Origin of the sequence: Roseobacter sp. HKCC-CH-9208 (assembly GCF_037805125.1) — a bacterium.
Taxonomy (GTDB): Bacteria; Pseudomonadota; Alphaproteobacteria; order Rhodobacterales; family Rhodobacteraceae; genus M30B80.
This window is the reverse complement of sequence record NZ_JBBLYK010000001.1, coordinates 1,280,856-1,303,159: the sequence shown is the minus strand read 5'-3', so window position 1 is coordinate 1,303,159 and position 22,304 is coordinate 1,280,856. Positions and strand designations below refer to the sequence as shown.

20 protein-coding genes and 1 tRNA gene are annotated in these 22,304 nt (G+C 51.0%); 14 read left to right on the top strand and 7 right to left on the bottom strand.

The features are described from left to right. Positions 1-8: 8 nt before the first annotated feature. Positions 9-602, bottom strand: coding sequence for an LPS export ABC transporter periplasmic protein LptC (lptC, locus tag AAC621_RS06520; protein WP_340253404.1), 594 nt, complete (start codon positions 600-602; stop codon positions 9-11). A 9-nt stretch (positions 603-611) separates the two neighbouring features. Then, positions 612-1,223, bottom strand: a complete 612-nt coding sequence (locus AAC621_RS06515; protein WP_340253401.1) for a ribonuclease D — start codon at positions 1,221-1,223, stop codon at positions 612-614. A gap of 621 nt (positions 1,224-1,844) precedes the next feature. On the opposite strand from AAC621_RS06515, the gene AAC621_RS06510 reads away from it, so the two are divergent. Together AAC621_RS06510 and AAC621_RS06505 are read left to right on the top strand one after the other, a co-directional pair. Beyond that, on the top strand, positions 1,845-2,054 hold the full coding sequence (locus AAC621_RS06510) for a hypothetical protein (protein ID WP_340253398.1): 210 nt from the start codon (positions 1,845-1,847) through the stop codon (positions 2,052-2,054). 564 nt (positions 2,055-2,618) lie between these two features. Beyond that, entirely contained in the window at positions 2,619-3,506 is an 888-nt protein-coding gene (locus AAC621_RS06505; protein ID WP_340253395.1) for a hypothetical protein, read from the top strand. 382 nt (positions 3,507-3,888) lie between these two features. On the opposite strand, the gene AAC621_RS06500 is transcribed toward AAC621_RS06505, so the two are convergent. Then, positions 3,889-4,122, bottom strand: a complete 234-nt coding sequence (locus AAC621_RS06500) for a hypothetical protein (protein ID WP_340253392.1) — start codon at positions 4,120-4,122, stop codon at positions 3,889-3,891. A 136-nt stretch (positions 4,123-4,258) separates the two neighbouring features. On the opposite strand from AAC621_RS06500, the gene AAC621_RS06495 reads away from it, so the two are divergent. Both AAC621_RS06495 and AAC621_RS06490 read left to right on the top strand, forming a co-directional pair. Further along, positions 4,259-4,960, top strand: coding sequence for a hypothetical protein (locus tag AAC621_RS06495; protein ID WP_340253389.1), 702 nt, complete (start codon positions 4,259-4,261; stop codon positions 4,958-4,960). A 9-nt stretch (positions 4,961-4,969) separates the two neighbouring features. Next, the gene (locus AAC621_RS06490) at positions 4,970-5,380 is read left to right on the top strand and encodes a hypothetical protein (RefSeq protein ID WP_340253386.1); all 411 of its coding nucleotides are present in this window, start codon (positions 4,970-4,972) and stop codon (positions 5,378-5,380) included. A gap of 22 nt (positions 5,381-5,402) precedes the next feature. Here AAC621_RS06490 and AAC621_RS06485 read toward each other — a convergent pair whose 3' ends face one another. Next, positions 5,403-5,741 carry a hypothetical protein gene (locus AAC621_RS06485; protein WP_340253383.1) on the bottom strand — a complete coding sequence of 113 codons (339 nt, stop codon included), beginning with the start codon at positions 5,739-5,741 and terminating at the stop codon, positions 5,403-5,405. Positions 5,742-6,353: 612 nt separating this feature from the next. Here AAC621_RS06485 and AAC621_RS06480 point away from each other — a divergent pair. The 6 genes from AAC621_RS06480 to AAC621_RS06455 all read left to right on the top strand — a co-directional run bounded on the left by AAC621_RS06480 (position 6,354) and on the right by AAC621_RS06455 (position 11,186). After that, positions 6,354-7,082 (top strand): recombinase family protein, encoded by a 729-nt coding sequence (locus tag AAC621_RS06480; protein ID WP_340253380.1) that lies wholly within the window; start codon positions 6,354-6,356, stop codon positions 7,080-7,082. After that, positions 7,072-7,302, top strand: coding sequence for a hypothetical protein (locus AAC621_RS06475; RefSeq protein ID WP_340253377.1), 231 nt, complete (start codon positions 7,072-7,074; stop codon positions 7,300-7,302). The genes AAC621_RS06480 and AAC621_RS06475 overlap by 11 nt, the downstream gene beginning before the upstream one ends. Before the next feature lie 2 nt (positions 7,303-7,304). Continuing rightward, complete coding sequence (locus AAC621_RS06470) at positions 7,305-8,768, top strand: hypothetical protein (protein WP_340253374.1); 1,464 nt, start codon at positions 7,305-7,307, stop codon at positions 8,766-8,768. 842 nt (positions 8,769-9,610) lie between these two features. Beyond that, complete coding sequence (locus tag AAC621_RS06465; RefSeq protein ID WP_340253371.1) at positions 9,611-9,865, top strand: hypothetical protein; 255 nt, start codon at positions 9,611-9,613, stop codon at positions 9,863-9,865. A 524-nt stretch (positions 9,866-10,389) separates the two neighbouring features. Beyond that, a complete protein-coding gene (locus AAC621_RS06460) occupies positions 10,390-11,007 on the top strand; it encodes a MarC family protein (RefSeq protein WP_340253368.1) in 618 nt (205 codons plus the stop codon). 8 nt (positions 11,008-11,015) lie between these two features. Next, positions 11,016-11,186, top strand: coding sequence for a hypothetical protein (locus AAC621_RS06455; RefSeq protein WP_340253365.1), 171 nt, complete (start codon positions 11,016-11,018; stop codon positions 11,184-11,186). Positions 11,187-11,433: 247 nt separating this feature from the next. Here AAC621_RS06455 and AAC621_RS06450 read toward each other — a convergent pair whose 3' ends face one another. After that, positions 11,434-13,122, bottom strand: coding sequence for a tyrosine-type recombinase/integrase (locus AAC621_RS06450; RefSeq protein ID WP_340253362.1), 1,689 nt, complete (start codon positions 13,120-13,122; stop codon positions 11,434-11,436). A gap of 124 nt (positions 13,123-13,246) precedes the next feature. Beyond that, positions 13,247-13,333: transfer RNA gene (locus AAC621_RS06445), tRNA-Leu, on the bottom strand. Positions 13,334-13,529: 196 nt separating this feature from the next. On the opposite strand from AAC621_RS06445, the gene AAC621_RS06440 reads away from it, so the two are divergent. Beyond that, positions 13,530-14,510 (top strand): complex I NDUFA9 subunit family protein, encoded by a 981-nt coding sequence (locus tag AAC621_RS06440; RefSeq protein ID WP_340253359.1) that lies wholly within the window; start codon positions 13,530-13,532, stop codon positions 14,508-14,510. Between the two features lie 3 nt (positions 14,511-14,513). On the opposite strand, the gene AAC621_RS06435 is transcribed toward AAC621_RS06440, so the two are convergent. Beyond that, positions 14,514-15,317, bottom strand: coding sequence for an undecaprenyl-diphosphate phosphatase (locus AAC621_RS06435; RefSeq protein WP_340253356.1), 804 nt, complete (start codon positions 15,315-15,317; stop codon positions 14,514-14,516). A 214-nt stretch (positions 15,318-15,531) separates the two neighbouring features. Here AAC621_RS06435 and AAC621_RS06430 point away from each other — a divergent pair, with 214 nt between their 5' ends. Genes AAC621_RS06430 through gltB form a run of 3 tightly spaced genes read left to right on the top strand, consistent with a single transcriptional unit; the run spans position 15,532 to position 22,276 of the window. After that, the gene (locus AAC621_RS06430) at positions 15,532-16,965 is read left to right on the top strand and encodes an NAD(P)-dependent oxidoreductase (RefSeq protein WP_340253353.1); all 1,434 of its coding nucleotides are present in this window, start codon (positions 15,532-15,534) and stop codon (positions 16,963-16,965) included. 6 nt (positions 16,966-16,971) lie between these two features. Then, positions 16,972-17,679, top strand: coding sequence for a hypothetical protein (locus AAC621_RS06425; protein WP_340253350.1), 708 nt, complete (start codon positions 16,972-16,974; stop codon positions 17,677-17,679). Between the two features lie 58 nt (positions 17,680-17,737). Further along, a complete protein-coding gene (gene gltB / locus AAC621_RS06420; RefSeq protein WP_340253347.1) occupies positions 17,738-22,276 on the top strand; it encodes a glutamate synthase large subunit in 4,539 nt (1,512 codons plus the stop codon). The last annotated feature ends 28 nt before the right edge of the window (positions 22,277-22,304 follow it).

The window sequence follows — 22,304 nt, the reverse complement described above, 5'->3', positions numbered from 1 at the left end:
ATGCCCCCCTATTTCCCCTCGTATAGCAGCCGCACGCCACCCTGAAAATGCACAACCTGATGATCTGAACGGCCAGTGATTGCCATTTGCCCCGCTTCAAGGCGAATCCCGTCCGATGTGATCAAAACCGCCGCGGGCGCGATAATTTCACCAGATGCGGCATTTATAGATAATTCCTCGGTGTCTAGCCTATAGCCTTCGGGTGATGTTGCAACAATATTTCCAGTTAAACGCGTGTCAGTGGTTTGGCTATTCCATAAGGCTTGATCAGCCGTGATTTGATCGCGCTCGCCCGTTAATCGCGTTATTTCTGCCGTTACATTCGTGGCAAGAATTTGATTGGCATCTGCATCACTTGGCTCTGCGGAAGATGCGATCAATTCCACCGCATCGCCAGATCCTGTAACCATCGCAAATCGGGGGTTGGTCATCCCTTGCTGGCCCAATTGGCCATCGGCGCTTCGCGTGGCAAGAGGCAAAGCTTGGTTCGGATCAGGGCGCCCCGAAAATAGAAACATCAGAGACAACACCACCAAAGCGGCAAGCGGAAGAACCAACTTGCTGAATGTTATGATCCGAGAATAGGTGGCACCTTGGGGCATGGGGTTGGATCAATGCGCAAAGATGTCAATCTCTGGCCATCCCGCCAAATCAAGCTTGGCACGGGTTGGCAGGAAATCGAAACAGGCCTGCGCCATCTCTTGGCGGTTCTCACGGGCGAGCATGGCGTCAAGTTTATCTTTGACCTGGTGCAGATACAGCACATCTGAGGCCGCGTAATCCTTTTGGGCATCGGTCAAATGGCTTGCCCCCCAATCGGAGGTTTGTTGATATTTTGACATATCCACGCCAATCAATTCTTGGGCAAGGTTCTTCAGCCCGTGCCGATCTGTGAAGGTGCGCACCAGTTTTGAGGCGATTTTTGTGCAATAGACAGGTGCGGCCAAAGCACCAAAGCGATGATACATCGCCGCGATATCGAAACGCCCGAAATGAAATAATTTCAGCGTGTTCGGATCCGTCAAAAGCGCGCAAAGATTTGGGGCTGCTGTTTGATCTTGTGTGATCTGCACCAGATGCGCGTTTCCATCCCCGTCAGACAATTGCACCAAACACAGGCGGTCACGATGTGGGTTTAACCCCATTGTCTCGCAATCAATCGCCACAATCGGCCCCAGTTTCAGGCCGTCAGGAAGGTCGCCAAGATAAGTATGGATGGTCACGTGTCTAGCCTTTCACGGGCGGATATGGTGATGCCCTCTTGCGGCCATCTTTGCCCATTTCCCATCTGATTACGAATATAAATTGGGTATAGGCGGTGCCCATTGGGGTCAAGGCAACGATCTGTGAATTTATGCTCAGTGATGCAGAGGTTACAGGCTGAGGAAGATGAACGCGATATAGCCAGCCACGACCAGAGACACGAGGCCAACGGCGAGCGATCCCAAACCATTTGGCAACAGCAACCACCGCGCGTAGTTAAAGCAAAGGCTGATCAATATCGTCTCAGAAAGCGAGCAAGGCGGAAAACTCCCTGCTGCGGAACTGAAAGCTCTGGTGTCTGGAGAAACCATGACGGTGGACAAAAGGGTGGATGTGTTGAAGTAAAATGTTTTAAGCGATTGTTTTTATTTGATTTACAATCGTTTATTGGTGCCCAGGAGAGGCATCTAGCCAACTATTATAAGCCTTATAAATAAGGGCATTATTAGCCTACTATCCAAGCGTTGTGTAGCAAAACATATAACGTTGTGTAGCAAAAAGCTTGACATCAGAGACTATTTCTGATATAACTATACGCACAAACCATTCCCCTAAATCGCTATAACTAAGGAGGTTCGCAGATGCGTGCTTTATCAGTCGATTCCTTTGCTGAGGCACTGGCAGTCAGACGCCTTTTCCCAAACTGGTATTACACGAATAGGTATCAGCAGATTATCGTTGATGCGGCTAAATCAAACCCTGATTTCTTCGAAGCTGACACCTATGAGGGAGCGAGCTTTGCTCGCGTCACCGACAGTTCAACCACACCCACAACTTCGGAGGCCGTATGAATCTAGTAGCTGCAATCATTCAGGCTCAGGATAGAGCCGCTCTGAAACCTGCCTTCGCAGAGAAGGTCGAAATCGTGACCTGCCTTTTGCGTGCCAAGCAGGTTTTGCCTTTTCGGAGATCAATCCAGAATGGTCATAGGCATCACGAACTGGCTGGCGCAATAGCCCTAGCTCACGAGTTGAACACCACCCTTGATATTCGACATCGTTCTGCGGCCCTGTATCATGCAGATGGTCAGAGTACGATGATCCCCAAGTGGCTAACACGATGCTTGGAGACTGGGATTCTTGAAGCCGACAATGCGAACAACGTGCCGCATGGGAAACTCCGTGTTACTAATCTCGTCAGCAGGTTTGTAGCCTGACACGGCTATCATTCATTTAGCTTCAGTAGACATGGCACTGAGTGGCGCTATTCATCTGTTAGCTAAAGTATATACTAAACATACCCAACATATCTATCTATTATCAGTAGTCTTGTGCTGCTGATACCGCACCCTCTGCTTTTGCAGATGCAGGTGCAACCAATCCTCCCCCACTACATAACAATAAGGAGCCGCAATCATGACAGGCTTTATGAGCAGACCAACAGGCAACCAATCCATCCTCGAAGATTTACGATCACGCTTATCACTCAACGTATCACGTGATGCTGAAACCCTCATAGCTTCCATGCCTGAAGAGCAGCAGAACGCTATTCTAACAATGGCGAAAGAAGCTAATCGTGCCATGCTCTTTAGCCGCATCTCAGCAGCACAAGCGATTACTAGGCTGTACCCTAATGCTGATATTGATAAACGCAAAGTGATCTTGGCGTTACTGAATGCTGAAGAAGATCGCCCTGACTTTGCAGCCCAAGACGCAGCAATGGACAGAGCCTATGCACAGTGGGAACGGCTAAAGCCCCTAGAAGAGCTACTGGCTGAAACACCTTCCTTCCGTTCCACACGCAGCAGAACAAACAGTCAGACAGATGCGTTGATCTCTAGGCCACAATGCCCAACGCCCACCTATACTAGTAACGATAAGAATGACGATGCTTCCAGTTTCATGGCTGCTCTTACAACCAGTGAGTCAGGTGGTAGAGCCGATGCTGAATACACCACACGTGATGGACGCAGACATGTAGGACTTTTGCAATTCTCTGATGCAAGATTGCAGGACTACCGTAACGCTACAGGAGAGACATTCACGCAGGATCAATTCATTCAAGACGCAGAACTACAAGCCAGAGTTTCGCAGTGGCACATAGCGTCCATTGACCCAGCCATTGATGCACTTGGAGAAGCTGCTGCTGGCTTAGATCGTGATGGCCTTCGTGCTGTAGCACATCTTGGCGGTGAGGCTGGGATGCGCAGGTTTGTTAGAACCAATGGCGGCTACAATCCATCAGATGAACTTGGCACGTCATTGTCTGACTACTACGCCAGATTCAGCAGTGGGGCTTCCTGATGAAACACGAAGCAAACTTTGAAGCTGCGTCCACCCATGAATGCTCACCGTATTATCATGACGTAATCTTGGAGCGTAACGGTTACAGGATAATCAGGGGCAGAGAGACCAGAGATTATGCTAAACAATGGATCGTACAGAAGCGCCAAAGTGATAGGTATCGCAACATCTCTTACCATTTAGATTGGCATTCAATAGGCAGGGTTCACGGTGCGTGGTTAATCAATCCTGATAGTGGTGGGCCTACTCCTACACTGTAATGGCCTCGTAGAGACTCTCAGAGGCTCCCCTACGTGCTAGTGGAGCTTTTCAGGTAGGGTAACCGCCCAGAGCGTGTAAATGTACTCAGAAGTGCATTATATTCAGGGGCGATACTGGGCAGTCAGTTTCTTCTGCCCTTGGCTATCTTGGCGAGCAAACCAAGAACAATACCACCAACAATGTATAATGCTCCACGATCAACCGCTTCACCAGAAGGGCTACCTAAATAGCGCATGGAATAGAACATCCATTCTGTTGGGCTATCAAACGCGAAACCCACCCAAAGCCCTACCGCAACTTGGTAAAGTCCTATTGCAATCAGGACTGCAGCTATGACGTTTGCAACTTCTACCATGCTTGGATGTTAGAACTTAGGTCAGGCCCCAGCAAGACGTTATAATCAGCAGGATTCATCTCGCAATAATGTAGCTGCTCAACGCTTGACCCGTGCCTAAACTACGCTCAAGCTGTGGTGAAACAGGAGCCATGTGATGAAGCACCTCGTAGCCACAGCGCTCACCGCAACACTTCTAGCCGTAACATCAGCTACGGCACAGGAAGTTGATCCTCGCATAGAGGCAATGGTCTCAGAACTTCATGCAGAAGGTTACACGGAGTTTACGCTCAATGACTCCATCTTCACGCCACCGACTTTGGTAGCTGAACAAGCGGCTATCCTTCTTCGGCTAAGGCTTGATCCTGATACTCTTGCACCAACAGCAGCCACTATGGCGTTAGACACAGACGGTGACGGCATACTCTCTGCACGAGAGCGGCGTAAGCGGATTGAGCTAGTTGACGCATCTGGTCAAGCAATCTTGGCGTTGAGCGCAATAAACGAAGTAACTAACCGTATTGAACAACATATGCAGGCGTCTTTGGTATTTGTTCAATCTCTAGGGGGTGCTGGTGGTTGGGTTAATAGAACATTTGCTGTTAGCGCTTGTGGTATTGATGTAAACTGTCACTATGATCCAATGTGTGGGTGTGTAGCTCAATATTCAGACCTGTCCCCTGTTGGCAAAGCTTTGGCTGATGGCAAAATCGGTGGTGGACAAAATAGCGATGCTGTTAGAGATGCCGCAAGAGATGCCGTAGCGCCTGTCATCAATGATCGTGCTAACGATGCCAGAGATGCCGCCAGAGACACCGCAAGAGATGCCATCAGTGATCGTGTAAGCGATAGACGATAGGGCCACACAATGAAGCGCATCATCTTAGCCACAACCATCGCAGCCAGCACTTTGGCAGGAACCGCTTCTGCTGAGCAGTATGTTTGTCAGACTCAGCAATCAACAGGCTTTGCTTACGAAGGTAATGGAGAATGGGATTCTGCGCCCTATGCGCCAAGTAACACATTCTTAGTTGATACAGATCGCTTGGTGCGCAGCCAGTTTGGCGATCCTAATCGCACGGAGACACCTTGCGAGGAGCCGTATGAGTATCAAGGTAACAACTATTATGCGTGTCCTTCGATGACGGGAATCTCAGGTTTCATGTTCAATGAAACAATGCTGCGGTTTACCTTCTCTTCACACTATGGCTACGCAATTCCTGACATAAACGGAACTCCTGTGCTGGATATTGGCACATGCGTGAAGTTGGGCGGCTAAACACGCCAAGCACGTAAGTTCTTTACCCGTTGGGAGGCATGTCATCGTAGCAAGCCGTCCAAGTTCTTTCGCCAGTATTACCAACACGGCAATAGTATATTCCGGGAAAGACATCATTACCCACTGGCATACTCAGCATGCTTTCTATGCGAACTACGAAGTTGAACTCTGGAGTAAAGTTTGTCTCAGTAGCTGCCGCAATGTCGCCAAAGTAATCTTCAGAAGTGACCTTATATACATCTGATCCTAATATCTCACCCTGTATCAATATGGACTGAGAATGCACACTACCAAGCATCTCTGCTAAAGCGGCATTAGACAGGAACATTAATGCAAGTGCAGTTGGTAAGAGGTGTCTCATGCTAGTCTATCCTCGTGCAGATACCGTTGAACCAACGCTGTGTGTAGCTGTCGCCTTCACTAATCTTGAAAGACAGGAACTGGGTTGAGCGTATGAAGTGGCCCATTTCCAGACCATCTAAAGTTACCATGTCCTTGTAGCGAACACCCTCTCCGCCATCATTGTTTAGAGTATACGTGCAGTCTCCAATACTAGGGTGGCAATCAAGCGCAAACGCATACGATCTAGTGCCGTGGACTTCGTAACACGCATCAGTCATTCCGCAGCCATTACCTATCTCGCCCTCACACCGATAGCGATCCATTGCAAGGGCGGGAGATGTTAGTGCCGTGAAGGTTAAGATTAATGGAATAAGTTTCTTCATGATTGCTATACGAACACAGGACACGGTGCTTTATCAAGGTGTCTGGATGTAGTTAACCCGTGTGTGTAACGGCACGTATACCAACATCCTACACCCCCCGTGTGGCTCATGCATGGGGTGTAAAAAGCTACAACAGTGAGCGTACTATGGGATCGTATAGCAGACAATTCTAGCATCATTATTCTTGCTTTTATGTATGTGTCAAAGTATGTCATACTATTAAACGGACGTTTACTAGCGTGATAATCATGATGAATAACGACAAATGTATTGCCTATTTAAGGGTATCTACCCAAAGACAAGGACGATCAGGACTAGGTCTAGAAGCACAACGCCTTGCTGTCAGTCAGCTTACTGAAGCACGTGGTTGGACTGTAGTTGAGGAACTAGTTGAGATTGAATCTGGCAAGAACAACAAACGACCCAAGCTTCAGGAAGCATTAGCAATCTGTAAAGCCATGAACGCTACTCTGGTGGTCGCAAAACTAGATAGGCTTTCAAGGAATGCCGCCTTCCTAACGGCACTACAAGAAACCAGAGTTAAGTTCGTAGCATGTGACATGCCGGAAGCTGACGAAACTATGGTAGCTATGATGGCTGTCATGGCGCAATGGGAACGTAAAGCTATCAGCAAACGCACCAGAGAGGCTCTGGCTGCCGCAAAAGCACGAGGACAACAACTAGGTGCATATCGTGATGGTGTTTACGTGGGACACACTGGAACGCCAGAACAAGCAGCACATGCACGTAGAGCAAAGGCGATACTGACTACAAACTTGAACCTAGAGAAGCTGGTCATGCTCAAACGTGTTGACCCGCAAGGTTCGATGTCACTCAATCAAATAGCAAACAGATTTAATGAGATGGGCCTAAGTACAGTCTCTGATCCCGATGGCAGCAAAGGCTATAAGTGGACAGCTACTGCGGTACGTAGACTTAAACAGTATGATAAACGGAGTGAAGGTTATGCAGCGTAAAGTAGTACATGAACACACAATCAAGATACCACGTGTAGTGACAGTGGGCATCTATGCTGTAGCCATTGCGCTAGGTGCTAATGCAATCAAGCCAATACTTTCAGCTAACCCTGCTTTTGCTGAGTTAAACCCTCAAGACACTATCAAAGTTCGATTAGTTGATGCTCAAGGCCTATCAGTGGGTACACCTTACGGACCTTTCATAGTAGCTAATCAGTAGAAGTGCCTCAGAAAGAACCATTTGAAGGCCGAAGCTTATCAGAGCTTACTGCAGAAGAGCGGCATGAGGCTAAACGTCTGGTCATGCTTGATCCAGACTACAGGTACAAACATCCTGACGTTATCTTCTGGACACCAACATTTGAAGCACTCAACAAGAATGCTACCGATCTTGTAGACGAGATATGTGAGGCTCATGGCTTAACTTTGTCAGGCCAACGAGGTCGCAAGTACAGGATCGTAGTTGCTAGCCTTCTTCAGGCTACTAAAGAGCTTGATGAGGAAGGTCATAAGACCATTGCTGTTAGCAAGAATAACAACGCATTCACAGGCTACTCTAGTGGCGTTGGCAGAAGTACCATTGACCAAGTAGTACAAGCACTCAGTGGTAGCCTCCTAGAACGTGTAGAAGGTTCTGGAGGCTGGACTAAACCTAAGCACATTCAGTTTGACATCTTTGGCATTGGCATCGGCATATTTGCAGACGTGACCCGCTACAGGTTTGTTGGTCATGACTGCTTACAGCGTATTAAAGACGCTCAAATGGTAGAGGCTTACTCACGGATTATAGTAGTAAATAAACAAGAAACTTACCTGCAGAAGAAAGAACGCAAAGAAACTAAAGGTAAGCCTCCTCGCTTTGGTAACACAGCAGCACAGACTAAGTTTGGTAGAGAGCTAACAGTGCTTCATAATGAGGTTGAGAAGCTTAATGCCTTCTACCTGAAGCACCCTTTAGAGATTGTTCATAATGGTCACACGACCTTTGCAGCAGCAGCACACAGGGTCTTCCATGAAGGTAGACTAGATGCTGGAGGCAGGTTCTACGGCTACTGGACTAATCAGAAGGAAGCGACACGACTTCAATTCAAGATTGATGGTGAGCCAGTTGTCAGCATTGATGTGAATGCCTCACAGGCTGTCACCTTCTCCATGTTGATGGGAGAGAAGATCAATACATCAGACAGGTGGACAGACCTTTATAAAGATACAGCACCACATCTAAACAGAGAGTTGCTTAAGAAAGTTGCACTAGAGGTTATAGGCTTAGGCGATCCATACAAAGAGAAACCATCGTCTAAGAACGCTAAATGGTTTGAGACAGAAGGTAGCTGGGATAGCTATCGTGAAGCATTATTGAAGGCTGTACCTGCACTAAGACACTTAGATAAGAAGTACATGAATGGTGCTGGCTTTATTAGCTATCATGAAGCTGAGATATTGAAGCGTACCATTCATAGACTGATGGCTATGGATATACCTGCTTACTCAGTACATGACTGCATAATAGTCAGCCAGTTACACGAAGAAGCAGCAGTGGCTTATTACCAAGATACGTTTAAGGCTTATGTGATTGAACACTGTAAGAACTTTAAGCGAGACAATGTCATTAGTTGTACTCCTGCCTTGAAGCTAACTACGCTAGAAGGAAGCAGATACATTCTTGGTTCACAGCAGGTAGTCTAACTTGGAATAGTTAGGAGAGAAGAAAGGCATATAGCAGACAAAACAGACTAACTAACTGATAACGTTATATTTATTTTCGCATGAACTGAGCTCGCATGCGGAGCAACAACCGTAGGAGTTGCGGTACCCCTGATGTCCAAGTGACAAGCCGCAACTTTTGCTTGAGTTGTTAGCTATATAGTTGTCAAAAGCAGTTTTGGTTCCCACTTGATATGCACCGGGCTCGGCTCCAGTATTCAGCATCTTCTGCAGCCGATCTTGCTCTCCGTGCGGCAGTTTGAGCTTCATGAGCAGCTACACCATTCCCAACACATGCTTGGTAATTCGGGCTACCCACTTCCAAACCGTAGCTTGCACATGTTGCTTGGATATTTTCTCTAGCAACACGTTCTCTCTCTGCACGAGGGCTTATACACGCAGCCAGAACTAGGCATATTGCGAAACAAACGGATAATGATCGAAAGTTGGTGCGCATTGCTAAGCCCCCCAGATAATCAAAAGCACTAGTATTGATAGTGTTATCATTACTCTCAGTAGTCAAACAGGTTATGTTCTCTGAATGAAATCGCTATTGACGAATTGCTTCCACGAGGATGTCGTAAGTCTACGAGTTACATTCAATGACAATCGTTAGAGTTTAAGTATTGATGGATAACCTTCTTCACCCAGCCAATCATCACAAGCAGAGATGCCCAAGATGTCAGTCACCACTGAACACCGTTGTAGTTCATGGGCATGAGCAGTGTGCGATATGTAAGTCCAACATCTTCGAGTGTTGTTCAGGCGATACGTGTGAGACTGACCACAATCTCGCTCTAGGCTACAAGCGGGGATGACATAGCGTGAAACTACTCCTCGCCATCATAGCCATAATCGCAGCTTGCCTGTTCACTATCTCGAAGCTGCATGACGATGGCACGATGATCCTTGCAAGTATGGCTGAGGAATACAGCGTCTGCACCAACGTCAATGCGTGTTCAGACGATGATCTAGCTGAGATGACTAACCTGCTGCTCGAACAGGACGAGTATAACTCAAGGATGTGGCTCAGGGTTGTGCTGGGTTGGGAGCAATTCAGAGACGACTTTCGTTTATAATAAACGCACCACAGTGTCAGGGGTTTAGTTCAACAAGGTGTGGCGACCTGTAGTTCCGCCGTAGCGGCATTATAACCGTGGCAGGGTCAGGTGCTAATCTATTTTATATACTGCACAGCTACTGCGCTAAAAAGCTCACCTGACCACGCTTTTAATGATGTCCACCCATCCTCTCCACAACATCTCGCGCGAAATTAGTAGCATGACCGCTGTGCTTCTGTCTCCAGCATCCATCGCAGCAAAAGGTGCGCCGTTCCTGCTTCTGCCTCTTTGCAAAAGCTAGATTCAAAAAGAACTTACTGAGCCGCGGAATTGGCCTTTGTGCTGATCCAAGTTCTATGAGGCCGCCAAAGCATCTGAATTGGCGCAATGGCAGGCGAAGTTCACCGAAATCGAAGAGGGTTTGGCGCGCGCCGAGGCGCTTTGGGTCGCAGCACAGGCGCGGCTTGACGCGGCTTTGCAAGAATAGCCCCCGCCCCCCGATTTCATTTGACCTTTGCCCCCTCAAAGGTCAGGGATAGGGTATGGAATTTGCAACCCTCATCCCCGTTTTTGTGGCGCTTTTTGTCATTATTGATCCTATCGGTTTGGCGCCGCTCTTTGTCGCGCTGACCCGCGGCATGGGCGTGGCCGAAAGGCGGAAGATTGCGCTGCGGGCGACCCTGATCGCCTTTGCCTTGTTGACGCTTTTTGGTGTGGCGGGTGAGGCCGTTTTGAACTTCCTTGGTATTTCCATGCCTGCCTTTCGCATCGCGGGCGGGATTTTATTGTTTTTGACCGCGCTTGATATGCTGTTTGAGCGGCGCAGCGCCCGCCGACAGGGACAGGCGGATCAACCCCATAAGGACGACCCAAGCGTCTTTCCACTCGCCACCCCCCTGATCGCAGGCCCTGGTGCCTTGGCAACCATGATCCTTCTGACGGGCCAGATGGACGGCGATATCACATGGGTTTTGGCGGTGCATGGCGTGATGGCGGCGGTTTTGATCTGTGTCTTTTCGCTCTTTTTGCTCTCCACCCCGTTGGAGCGCGCCTTGGGGCCAACGGGGATCAACGTGGTCACACGATTGTTGGGCATGCTTTTGGCCGCGCTTTCCGTGCAATTCGTGATTGATGGGATGCGCGATTTACAGGTGTTATGAGGGGCAAGATGGGGGCTTTTGATCTGCAAGATATCCCGCAGCTTGTCTACCTTGGCGCTATTTTTGTCGCGGTTCTGGGCTATGCGATTGCAGCACATCGGCGGAATTTGGGCCGACTTCTGCGCCACCGCAACAAGACGCTTCTGACCGCCACGACCTCATGGAATCAGTGCGCCTAAAGTGAAGAATCAGGGCCGATACATTCTCTAAATGCTGAACCCTCCTGTGTGAAAAGCCACATATAAGAATAACGGAGTGGGTGGCACTGGCCGCTGCCCGCCCCCCTTCAAGCCTCACGTTATTGGTTCCCTAATGGTCAAGCCTTCAGGGTCACAGCATTGTCTGTTGATGCTGAGAAGTCTGGATGGGCTATGAGGCAAAGGCTTTTCAAGGAGCGGATTTAGCCGCTCTACTGAATAGTCGAACCTATTGGCCCTGCATTTGATCTATCCTGCTTTGCAACGCTGCGTTCATGTCCGCATCGCCCCACGACTTGGCAGCGTGAGCCTTCTTTAATCCATCAATGAGCGCTTCAGGTGGTATGCCGTGCTTTACATATTCGGACTGCTTGCCGACCAACCCTGTCAGTTTCCATCCACTGATATAACCTGCGAATTGGGTGTTCTGCCCAGCCGCTAAATACTTGTGTTGCAGCGTGTGGCGGAAGCTGTGGAAGGTTAGCTTTTGGTCACCATCACGAAGATGATGAATGTGTTTCTGATTAATGAGATTGCTCACGGCATCTGAACCTTTTTGGCCCCTTCCATATCGTGGGAATAGGGCCGCATTAAGGATGTCACTATCATGTGCGCGAAGCGCACTGATCCGCTTGTCGTGATATTCAACCAGCCTATCAAGAACATCACCAAACAAAGGCACACGGCGTTGAACGCCATCTTTTGTAAGCTTCCTAATAGTGTTGTCACGGAAGAAGATAAACGGAATGGGGTGCTCATTCGTTGGATGAAGATAAAGATCGTTCATCTTCAAACCAGCCGCATCGCCAATACGACAGCCAGAATGATTACCAATAAGCACTATTAGCTGAGCTTCTTCGTTCATGCGTGGCAGGTGTTCAAACATGAATATCTCAAGCTCACGTGGTGAGAATGGTCTACGATCCTTGTCAGGTACGAGCCCAACCTTCTTTTTGTCATCGTGCTCTTTGTTCAGCTTTGACCGCTTTTTTGCAAAAGGGTTGTTAGTCTTTACGTCAGTGGGCCAATCTTCTTTGCGTTCCTCATATGCCATGTTCCAGATCGAACTCATGGTTTGTAATTCACGTCCAACGGCTGACGGTGATTTGGGTATGTCAGAGCCATTCTCTCTAATAGCCAGACGGGCTAGGAACTGTTTCACATCGCCACTGCGTATGGATGCTATAGAACGCTGTAACCCAGCTTTTGGATCACCGTTGCCCAACACAAAAGCAAGGTGGCCAACTATCCGTTCCACTCTTCTAGATTCATCTTCTTTGGCGTCAGGGCTTTTGGCTTTCTTTGCAATGAACTGAAGGTATTCTTCTTTGGCGACACCCAACGTTGGCACACTTATTTGAATGCCAACGTCTTTAGTTTTGCCCAATGTAATGTTCAGCTTGTAAACCGCATCGTCCAACTTTTGTTTGGTAACGGGATCGCCTGAGTGATCATATTCCATCGCAAGTTCATGGACGTCATCATACAAACCGCCTTCGAACTGGCCGTGTTCGTCATCTATCTGTATCCATGATCCGTATGCAAAGGCTTGCCTATCACGTAGAAACTTGCGGATTACCTCTGGTGGACTGTCGATACTTGGTACTTGCGAATGGTGAAGGCCAGCTTCTCTGAGCCGATACTCGAAGTACTGGAAGTTTCGTATTCTTGTTTCATCAAGGCTCTCACTGGCAGCAAGCTCTTCTTCTTTGAGATTAAGCTTGTCCTCAAAAAGCCTATCTTCAAACTTGGATCGCCTCTTTGCCTCAGCTTCGTCCTTCGTTTTGAGTGCGAGAATATGTTCTGTCTGGCGACCACCATTATCACGCCACACGCCCTGTAAATGCTTCGGGATTCGCCTGCGGTAATACCACCAGCCGTTTGCTCTTTGCGTGGGATTCTCGTGACTTTTCGGCATAGTGAAACATTTACCACGAACAACGTTGTGTAGCAATTCTCAAAAAGTTGTGTAGCAATCCGAAAGCCGAATAAGCTTACTTCCTCAACTATTCTTGATATACTGGGAAAAGCTGCACTGTTAGTGGTGCCCAGGAGAGGACTCGAACCTCCACGTCCATACAGACACTAGCACCTGAAGCTAGCGCGTCTACCAATTCCGCCACCTGGGCCAGTGTTGTGAGGCTGTCTGTTATATATCGGCATGGGTGCTGTCAACGGCTGTTGCATGGCTGTGGCGGATTTGGATGGGGTGATGTGGATTGCGCGCATGTGACTCTTGAGCGTGATATAATTGCGCCTTGTTTCGTTTGGGTTTGCCGCGTATCAATCGCGCAAATCCAGACCAGACGACCGAAAGGCAGAACGATGTCCAAGCTTGTGACAATTTTTGGCGGCTCAGGTTTTGTGGGGCGCTACATCGCAAGACGTATGGCTAAGGAAGGTTGGCGCGTGCGTGTTGCCGTGCGCCGCCCTAATGAAGCAGGTTTTGTGCGCCCTTATGGTGTGGTTGGTCAGGTCGAGCCTGTCTTGGCCAATATCCGCGATGATGCTTCGGTGCGTGCCGCGATCAAAGGGGCCGATGCGGTTGTGAATTGCGTGGGTATTCTCGTTGAATCAGGGAAAAACAAGTTTGATGCCGTTCAGGCCGAAGGGGCTGCACGCATTGCGCGGATTGCGAAAGAGGAGCGCGCTGCGCGGCTTGTCCATGTGTCCGCTATCGGTGCGGATGCGGACAGCGATAGCCTTTACGCGCAATCCAAAGCGCAAGGTGAAGCAGGCGTTAAGGCGGCTTTCCCAAAGGCGGTGATCTTGCGGCCTTCGATTGTGTTCGGGCCTGAAGATCAGTTTTTTAACCGCTTTGCCGCCATGGCACGGCTGTCGCCTTTCGTGCCTTTGATGGGGGCGGGCAGCAAATTTCAGCCTGTCTATGTGGATGATGTGGCCCAAGCGGCTGTTACTGCCATTCTTGATGATCGGTTTAGCGGAATTTACGAATTGGGCGGGCCAGAGCAGCTGAGCTTCCGCGCGTTGATTGAAAAGATGCTCAAGGTGATTGGCCGCCGTCGCGTGATTTTGAGCATCCCAAGCCTTGCTGCGGCGCCTTTGGCCTTTGGCCTTGATATGGCGCAGGCGGTGACATTTGGCCTTTTCACCAATGGTGTTCTCACCCGTGATCAGCTGCGTCAGCTCAAGCGGGATAATGTCGTGTCGCCAAAGGCAAAAACCTTGGCAGATTTCGGCATTACACCAACTGCGCTTGATACGGTTTTGCCAGAATATTTGTGGCCTTATCGCGATGGCGGCCAATATGCAGCAATCCGCGATAGTGCATCTAAGCTGCGATAAGCCCTAGCTATACGCGATCACCAACAGCACCACGCCCAAGATCACCCGATAGATCACATAGGGTGTGTAGCTGATGGTTTTCAAAAGGCGCATCATCACAGACAGGGCCAAAAGCGCCGCGACAAAGGCGAACCCTGCGGCGATGGCACCATCGCGTGCGGCGGCCATGTCTGCGGTGCCAATGACCTCAAGCCCTAAAAGTGTGCCAGAGGCGATGATCACTGGAATTGACATGAGCATCGACAACCGCGCCGCATCTTCGCGCCTGTAGCCCAGTTTTCGTGCGGCAGTGATGGTAATCCCTGAGCGGGACGTGCCGGGGATTAGTGCAAGAATTTGCGCAAACCCCATAACCAGCGCATCTTTTAGCGTCCATGCCGTGGCAGGCTTCGTTTCTGTGCCTGTGCGGTCTGCCCAATAAAGCACAATTCCGAATCCAAGCATCGTCCACCCAATGACCGCAGTTGAGCGCAGCAGGTCAGAGAGGCCCGTAAGCTTGAACACCAATCCTGCCACAACTACGGGCACTGTGGATATGATTAGGCACAGTGCGAGAAACGCGCCGCGTGTGTCAATCTGGCCGCTCAGGAGGCGGAAAAGCCCAAATAGCGCCTCTTTTACATCGGCCCAGAAATACAAGATCACGGCGCCCAATGTGCCGACATGCACGGCCACATCAATCACCTGACCTTGGTCGGCATGATTCATCAGCGCGGGCAATAGAATCAGGTGACCAGAGGAGGATATCGGCAGAAATTCCGTGATCCCTTGGATTGTAGCGAGAATGAAAAGATAAAACAGGCTCATGAGTTCTATGTCCCAACAAAAATGAGTCTTTTCTAAAGACTTGAATTAATGTGATATTTTTTCGAATAGGTAATGGTGCGATACCTATTTTTGTAAATCAAAGTTGCAAATTGGCCGCCAGAAATGAAAACAGCATTATATAGGTCAGTATTACTGTCTTTTATGTGGTGCGCTTTCGGAATATGAGAAGCGCGTTGAAGATGGGAGTAGTTCCGTGGCTAAGCAACCGATGTTAAAATTTGTCTCCGTGGCTAAAGAAACGCCCGAGAAGAGATCCGCCGAAGAACGCCGTGCGGATTTTCGCGAGATCTATGCTGAGTATGCCGAGCAAAAAGCCGCGGAGCAAGCAGGCCGTTGCAGTCAATGTGGCGTGCCCTATTGCCAGTCGCATTGCCCGCTTCACAACAATATTCCCGATTGGCTCCGCCTGACTGCTGAAGGGCGCTTACGCGAGGCCTATGAGATCAGCCAAGCCACAAACACATTCCCTGAAATCTGTGGGCGTATCTGCCCGCAAGATCGCCTGTGTGAAGGCAATTGTGTGATCGAACAATCTGGGCATGGCACGGTCACCATCGGCTCGGTCGAGAAGTACATCACCGATACCGCATGGGATGAAGGTTGGGTGATGCCCATCTCCCCCACAACCGAGCGGGCAGAATCCGTGGGCATCATTGGCGCAGGGCCAGGCGGTTTGGCTGCCGCAGATCGTCTGCGCCGCGCGGGGCTTCAGGTGACAGTCTACGATCGTTATGACCGCGCAGGCGGGCTTTTGACCTACGGGATTCCAGGGTTCAAATTGGAAAAGCCCGTGGTGATGCGCCGCAATGAGCTTTTGGAGAAAGGCGGGGTCAAGTTCGAGTTGAACACTGATATTGGCCGCGACATCACCTTTGAGGCGCTGCGCGAAAAGCACGACTTCATCGTGATCGCGACAGGCGTCTATAAATCGCGCGAGTTGGACGTTGCAGGGCATGAGGCTTCGGGGATCGTCAAGGCATTGGATTATCTCACCGCGTCCAACCGCAAAAGCTTTGGCGATGCTGTGCCTGATTTTGACACTGGCGCATTGAATGCCGAAGGCAAAAAAGTTGTTGTGATCGGCGGTGGTGATACTGCGATGGACTGTGTGCGGAGCGCGATTCGTCAGGGTGCGACCTCTGTGAAATGCCTGTATCGCCGTGACCGCGCGAATATGCCTGGCAGCCAGCGCGAAGTTCAGAACGCCGAAGAAGAGGGCGTGGAATTTGTCTGGCTGTCCGCGCCAAAAGGTTTTGTTGGCAATCCTGGAACAGGTGTCGAGGTTCAGAAAATGCGCCTTGGCGCGCCTGATGCGACAGGCCGTCAAAGCCCCGAGGTGATTGAGGGTGCCGATTATGTTGAGGACGCGGATCTGGTGATCATGGCTTTGGGCTTTGAGCCAGAAGATCTGCCCACGCTTTGGAATTGCGCGGATTTGCCTGTCACCCGTTGGGGGACAGTAAAGACTGACTTCCGCAGCCATGAAACGGCATTGGAAAACGTCTATGCCGTTGGTGATATTGCGCGCGGGGCGAGCCTTGTTGTTTGGGCGATTCGTGATGGCCGTGAAGCAGCGGATGCGATCCTCGCAAAAGTTGCAGGCCACGGCGTGATTGCGGCTGAGTGATCCGATATGGCCCGTCTTGCGCACAGCATCGCACGTCACTTGACCCTTCTCGCATCGGCGGGCGGGGTCATGGGTGTTGCGGCGATGGCGCAAGCGGCGCAAATCACACCGCCCGCGGGGTGCGAAGCCTTCCTCACGGTTCAAAGCCGCGGATGCATGGTCTCGCATTATTGGACCTGTGAAGGTGATGCTGCGGGCGAGCATTGGCGCCTCAGCCTAGATGTCGATGGGCCCATGTCATTATCCCATACGGATCTAGAATTTCGGTGGCTTGAATCCCTTGATCTTCGCACGGGCCTTCGGTCGCGCTTGGTCAAACCTGAAATTGACCCTGCAAGCCTTAGCGAATTGCTTGAGACAGGGTGGGATAGTTTCACCTTTTCGCTGTCTGTATCAGAAGGTGACGCGCCCTTTACCCGCGATTACAGCGGTTTTGACGCCTTGACGGGTGACACAGTTGAGATTGACGGTGAGGTTCTGGCACGCACGGAATTTGCCTATACCGAAACCACGCCAGACGGCGCACGCAGCACTGTGGGCAACCAATATGTGAGCCCCTCTTTGCGGATGTTCTTTGGCGGCACCGAGACGCTGACCCTGCCAAGCGGGGAAGAAATCTCCTATGACGCAAGCCCCGTTGATTTTGCCCGTCCCAATGAGGCGGGATTTCTGAATGCACTGCCGCTTTATGATTGCGGTGATGTTTTGTCCTAGGGCCTTGGCCCGTTTCGCGCATCCCGATGATGCCCCTTCCGAAAGAAAGGTATGAGTGATGACCAAGTTTGATGCCGAATGGGTGGCCGCAGAAGAGGCCAAGCGCGCGTTTATGGCCGAGCATGGTATGTATTCCCTTGAGGAGGAACATTCCTCTTGTGGCGTGGGTTTGGTCGTTGCTGTCGATGGCAAACCTTCACGCCGCGTGGTGGAAAACGGGATCAACGCGCTTAAGGCCGTTTGGCATCGCGGCGCTGTGGACGCCGATGGAAAGACAGGCGATGGTGCAGGCATCCATGTGCAAATCCCTGTGCAGTTTTTCTACGATCAAATTCGCCGCACTGGCCATGAGCCCGCCTCTGACAAATTGATTGCAGTCGGTCAGGTGTTCTTGCCGCGTTCGGATTTTGGTGCGCAAGAGCGTTGCCGCACGATTGTCGAAACCGAAGTTTTGCGTATGGGGCACTATATTTACGGCTGGCGCCATGTGCCTGTTGATACCGCTTGCCTTGGTGAAAAGGCCAATGCAACGCGGCCAGAGATTGAGCAAATCTTGATCCGGAACGAAAAGGGCATCGATCACGAACAATTCGAGCGCGAGCTTTACGTCATCCGCCGCCGCATTGAAAAAGCTGCTGCGGCCGCAGGCGTGGGGCAACTTTATCTGTGCTCTCTCTCCTGCCGTTCGATCATCTACAAAGGTATGATGTTGGCAGAACAAGTGTCGGAATTCTATCCAGACCTTCAGGATGCGCGGTTTGAATCCGCCTTCGCGATTTACCACCAGCGGTATTCAACCAACACATTCCCACAATGGTGGTTGGCGCAGCCATTCCGCATGTTGGCTCATAATGGCGAAATAAATACGCTCAAGGGTAATGTGAACTGGATGAAGAGCCATGAGATTCGCATGGCATCCACCTATTTCGGGGAAATGGCCGAAGATATTAAGCCGATCATCCCGCAAGGGTCGTCTGACTCTGCCGCTTTGGACGCTGTGTTTGAGGTTTTGGTGCGCGCAGGTCGCAACGCGCCAATGGCCAAAACCATGCTCGTTCCCGAGGCTTGGAGCCAAACCGCCAGCGAATTGCCGCAGGCGTGGCAGGATATGTATTCCTATTGCAATTCGGTGATGGAGCCATGGGATGGCCCCGCCGCCCTTGCAATGACCGATGGACGTTGGGTTTGTGCGGGTCTTGACCGAAACGGTCTGCGTCCAATGCGCTATGTGGTGACGGGCGATGGGATGCTGATTGCAGGTTCCGAGGCAGGCATGGTGCCCGTTGATGAGGCGCGCGTGATCGAAAAAGGCGCGCTTGGGCCTGGTCAGATGATTGCGGTCGATATGGAAACGCAAAAGCTATTCCACGATACCGAGATCAAGGATGCCTTGGCTGCGGCGCGCCCGTTTGGCGACTGGGTCGGCAAGATCACGGATTTGGCCAAGGAAACCGAAGGGCTTACAGAAACGGCGATTTTCTCAGGCGAAGATCTGCGCCGCCGTCAGGTGGCTGCGGGCTATACGATTGAGGAATTGGAACATATCCTCGCACCAATGGCCGAAGATGGCAAAGAGGCCTTGGCCTCTATGGGCGATGATACGCCAAGCGCGGTTTTGTCGAAGAAATATCGCCCCTTGAGCCACTTCTTCCGCCAGAATTTCAGTCAGGTGACGAACCCCCCAATTGACAGTTTGCGCGAATATCGGGTGATGAGCCTCAAGACGCGCTTCGGCAACCTGAAGAATGTGTTGGACGAAGATAGCAGCCAGACCGAGATTTTGGTTCTCGACAGTCCTTTCGTGGGCAATGCGCAATTTGACACGATGGTAAAGCATTTTGGCGATGCCGTGGTGACGATTGACGCGACCTTTGCTGCGGGTGCGGATAAAAATGGCTTGCGTGATGGGCTGGAGCGCATTCGCCAAGAGGCCGAGGATGCTGTGCGTTCGGGTGCAGCGCATATCGTGTTGACCGACCGTTTCCAAAGCTCAGAAAAAATCGCGATGCCAATGATCTTGGCGACAAGCGCGGTGCATTCCTGGCTGACGCGCAAGGGTTTGCGCACATTCTGCTCGCTCAACATCCGATCAGCGGAATGCATTGACCCGCATTATTTTGCGGTTCTGGTGGGCTGTGGTGCAACCACAGTGAACGCCTATTTGGCCGAGGATTCGCTGGCAGATCGCATTGAGCGCGGTCTGTTGGAGGGCACTTTGACCGAAGCGGTTGCCCGCTATCGCAACGCGATTGACCAAGGCTTGCTGAAAATCATGGCCAAAATGGGAATTTCAGTGATCTCCTCATATCGCGGTGGTTTGAACTTCGAGGCTGTGGGTCTGAGCCGCGCTATGGTTGCGGAATATTTCCCCGGCATGACGAGCCGCATTTCGGGCATTGGCGTTTCAGGCCTTCAGAAAAAATGTGAAGAAGTCCACGCGCTTGGTTGGTTGCAGGGCGATGGAATCCTTCCGATTGGCGGTTTCTATAAATCCCGCCGTTCGGGGGAAACCCACGCTTGGGAAGCGCAGTCGATGCATATGATGCAGATGGCCTGCAACAAAGCCTCTTTTGAATTGTGGAAACAATATTCCGCCAAGATGCGCGCCAACCCGCCCATTCATTTGCGCGACTTGTTGGACATTAAGCCTTTGGGTCAGTCCATTGCGATTGAGGAGGTGGAATCCATCACCTCAATCCGCAAGCGCTTTGTCACGCCAGGCATGAGCCTTGGGGCCCTTAGCCCCGAGGCCCATAAGATGCTCAACGTGGCGATGAATCGCATTGGTGCGAAATCCGATAGTGGTGAAGGCGGTGAAGATCCCGCACATTTCACACCAGAGCCCAATGGTGACAACCCAAGCGCCAAGATCAAACAGGTCGCATCGGGCCGCTTTGGCGTTACTGCGGAATATCTGAACCATTGCGAGGAGTTGGAGATCAAGGTCGCACAAGGCGCCAAGCCGGGTGAAGGTGGTCAGTTGCCTGGTATGAAGGTGACAGATTTGATTGCGCGCCTTCGTCACTCGACCAAAGGGGTGACGCTGATCTCACCGCCGCCGCATCACGATATCTATTCCATCGAAGATTTGGCCCAGCTGATCTATGACCTCAAGCAGATCAATCCCCGCGCGAAAGTCACCGTGAAATTGGTGGCCTCATCGGGCGTTGGCACGATTGCGGCGGGTGTCGCCAAGGCAAAGGCGGATGTCATCTTAATCTCGGGCCATAATGGTGGCACGGGTGCAAGCCCCGCGACCTCGATCAAATATGCGGGTCTGCCATGGGAAATGGGTCTGACCGAGGCGCATCAGGTCTTGTCGATGAACAACCTGCGCGACCGAATCACCTTGCGCACCGATGGTGGCCTGCGCACAGGTCGTGACATTGTCATGGCAGCCATGATGGGGGCCGAGGAATATGGTATCGGCACGGCTGCGTTGATTGCCATGGGATGTATCATGGTGCGTCAGTGCCAGTCGAACACCTGCCCCGTGGGCGTTTGCACGCAAGACGAAAGCTTGCGCGCAAAATTCACAGGCAACGCAGATAAGGTGGTCAATCTGATCACCTTCTACGCGCAAGAAGTGCGCGAGATTTTGGCAGAGATTGGTGCGCGCAGTCTTGATGACGTCATTGGCCGCGCCGATTTGTTGACACAGGTCAGCCGTGGTTCGGCGCATTTGGATGATCTTGATCTCAACCCTATGCTGATCACAGTCGATGGGGCGGATAAGATTGTTTATGACCGCAATAAGCCACGCAACTCTGTGCCTGACACGTTGGACGCACAGATCGTGGCGGATGCAGCGCGCTTTTTGCAAGATGGCGAAAAGATGCAATTGTCCTACGCTGTGCAGAACACGCTGCGCACCATTGGCACGCGGACATCTAGCCACATCGTGCAGAAATTCGGGATGCGCAACAGCCTTCAACCAAATCACCTGACAGTGAAATTGGAGGGTTCGGCAGGTCAGTCCTTAGGGGCCTTTGCAGCGCCCGGATTGAAGCTCGAGGTGTCGGGCGATGCCAATGACTATGTGGGTAAGGGCCTGTCGGGTGGCACGATTGTCGTCAAACCCGCTCAAGTCAGCCCTCTGAAGGCCTCTGAAAACGTCATCATCGGCAACACTGTTCTTTATGGCGCCACCGATGGCTATCTCTTTGCAGCGGGTCGCGCGGGTGAGCGCTTTGCGGTGCGTAACTCAGGCGCCAAAGTCGTGGTTGAGGGCTGTGGCTCGAACGGGTGTGAATATATGACGGGCGGCGTTGCTGTGATCCTTGGGTCAATTGGGGCCAATTTCGGTGCGGGTATGACGGGCGGTATGGCCTATCTCTATGACCCAAGCGGCGAGGCTTTGATCAATATGAACCTTGAGACATTGGTGACTTGCCCCGTCACAGTCGCACATTGGGAAGAGCAGTTGCTTGATCTGATCACCCGCCATCATGCGGAAACGGCCTCGCAGAAAGCGGATATGATCCTCAAGAATTGGGAGAGTGAGAAGGCAAACTTCTTGCAGGTTTGCCCTAAGGAAATGCTCAATAAGCTGGCCCATCCGATCAGCCTTGAAGCGGCGGCTGTGCCTGCTGAATAAACCAAAAAACCGCGCGCAAAGAGATTTG

What these genes read in the sequence shown, in the direction of transcription:
- lptC (WP_340253404.1), bottom strand. Translation starts at nt 602, where the DNA reads ATGCCCCAAGGTGCCACCTATTCTCGGATCATAACATTCAGCAAGTTG.
- AAC621_RS06510 (WP_340253398.1), top strand. Translation starts at nt 1,845, where the DNA reads ATGCGTGCTTTATCAGTCGATTCCTTTGCTGAGGCACTGGCAGTCAGA.
- AAC621_RS06505 (WP_340253395.1), top strand. Translation starts at nt 2,619, where the DNA reads ATGACAGGCTTTATGAGCAGACCAACAGGCAACCAATCCATCCTCGAA.
- AAC621_RS06500 (WP_340253392.1), bottom strand. Translation starts at nt 4,122, where the DNA reads ATGGTAGAAGTTGCAAACGTCATAGCTGCAGTCCTGATTGCAATAGGA.
- AAC621_RS06495 (WP_340253389.1), top strand. Translation starts at nt 4,259, where the DNA reads ATGAAGCACCTCGTAGCCACAGCGCTCACCGCAACACTTCTAGCCGTA.
- AAC621_RS06490 (WP_340253386.1), top strand. Translation starts at nt 4,970, where the DNA reads ATGAAGCGCATCATCTTAGCCACAACCATCGCAGCCAGCACTTTGGCA.
- AAC621_RS06485 (WP_340253383.1), bottom strand. Translation starts at nt 5,741, where the DNA reads ATGAGACACCTCTTACCAACTGCACTTGCATTAATGTTCCTGTCTAAT.
- AAC621_RS06480 (WP_340253380.1), top strand. Translation starts at nt 6,354, where the DNA reads ATGATGAATAACGACAAATGTATTGCCTATTTAAGGGTATCTACCCAA.
- AAC621_RS06475 (WP_340253377.1), top strand. Translation starts at nt 7,072, where the DNA reads ATGCAGCGTAAAGTAGTACATGAACACACAATCAAGATACCACGTGTA.
- AAC621_RS06460 (WP_340253368.1), top strand. Translation starts at nt 10,390, where the DNA reads ATGGAATTTGCAACCCTCATCCCCGTTTTTGTGGCGCTTTTTGTCATT.
- AAC621_RS06455 (WP_340253365.1), top strand. Translation starts at nt 11,016, where the DNA reads ATGGGGGCTTTTGATCTGCAAGATATCCCGCAGCTTGTCTACCTTGGC.
- AAC621_RS06450 (WP_340253362.1), bottom strand. Translation starts at nt 13,122, where the DNA reads ATGCCGAAAAGTCACGAGAATCCCACGCAAAGAGCAAACGGCTGGTGG.
- AAC621_RS06440 (WP_340253359.1), top strand. Translation starts at nt 13,530, where the DNA reads ATGTCCAAGCTTGTGACAATTTTTGGCGGCTCAGGTTTTGTGGGGCGC.
- AAC621_RS06435 (WP_340253356.1), bottom strand. Translation starts at nt 15,317, where the DNA reads ATGAGCCTGTTTTATCTTTTCATTCTCGCTACAATCCAAGGGATCACG.
- AAC621_RS06425 (WP_340253350.1), top strand. Translation starts at nt 16,972, where the DNA reads ATGGCCCGTCTTGCGCACAGCATCGCACGTCACTTGACCCTTCTCGCA.
- gltB (WP_340253347.1), top strand. Translation starts at nt 17,738, where the DNA reads ATGACCAAGTTTGATGCCGAATGGGTGGCCGCAGAAGAGGCCAAGCGC.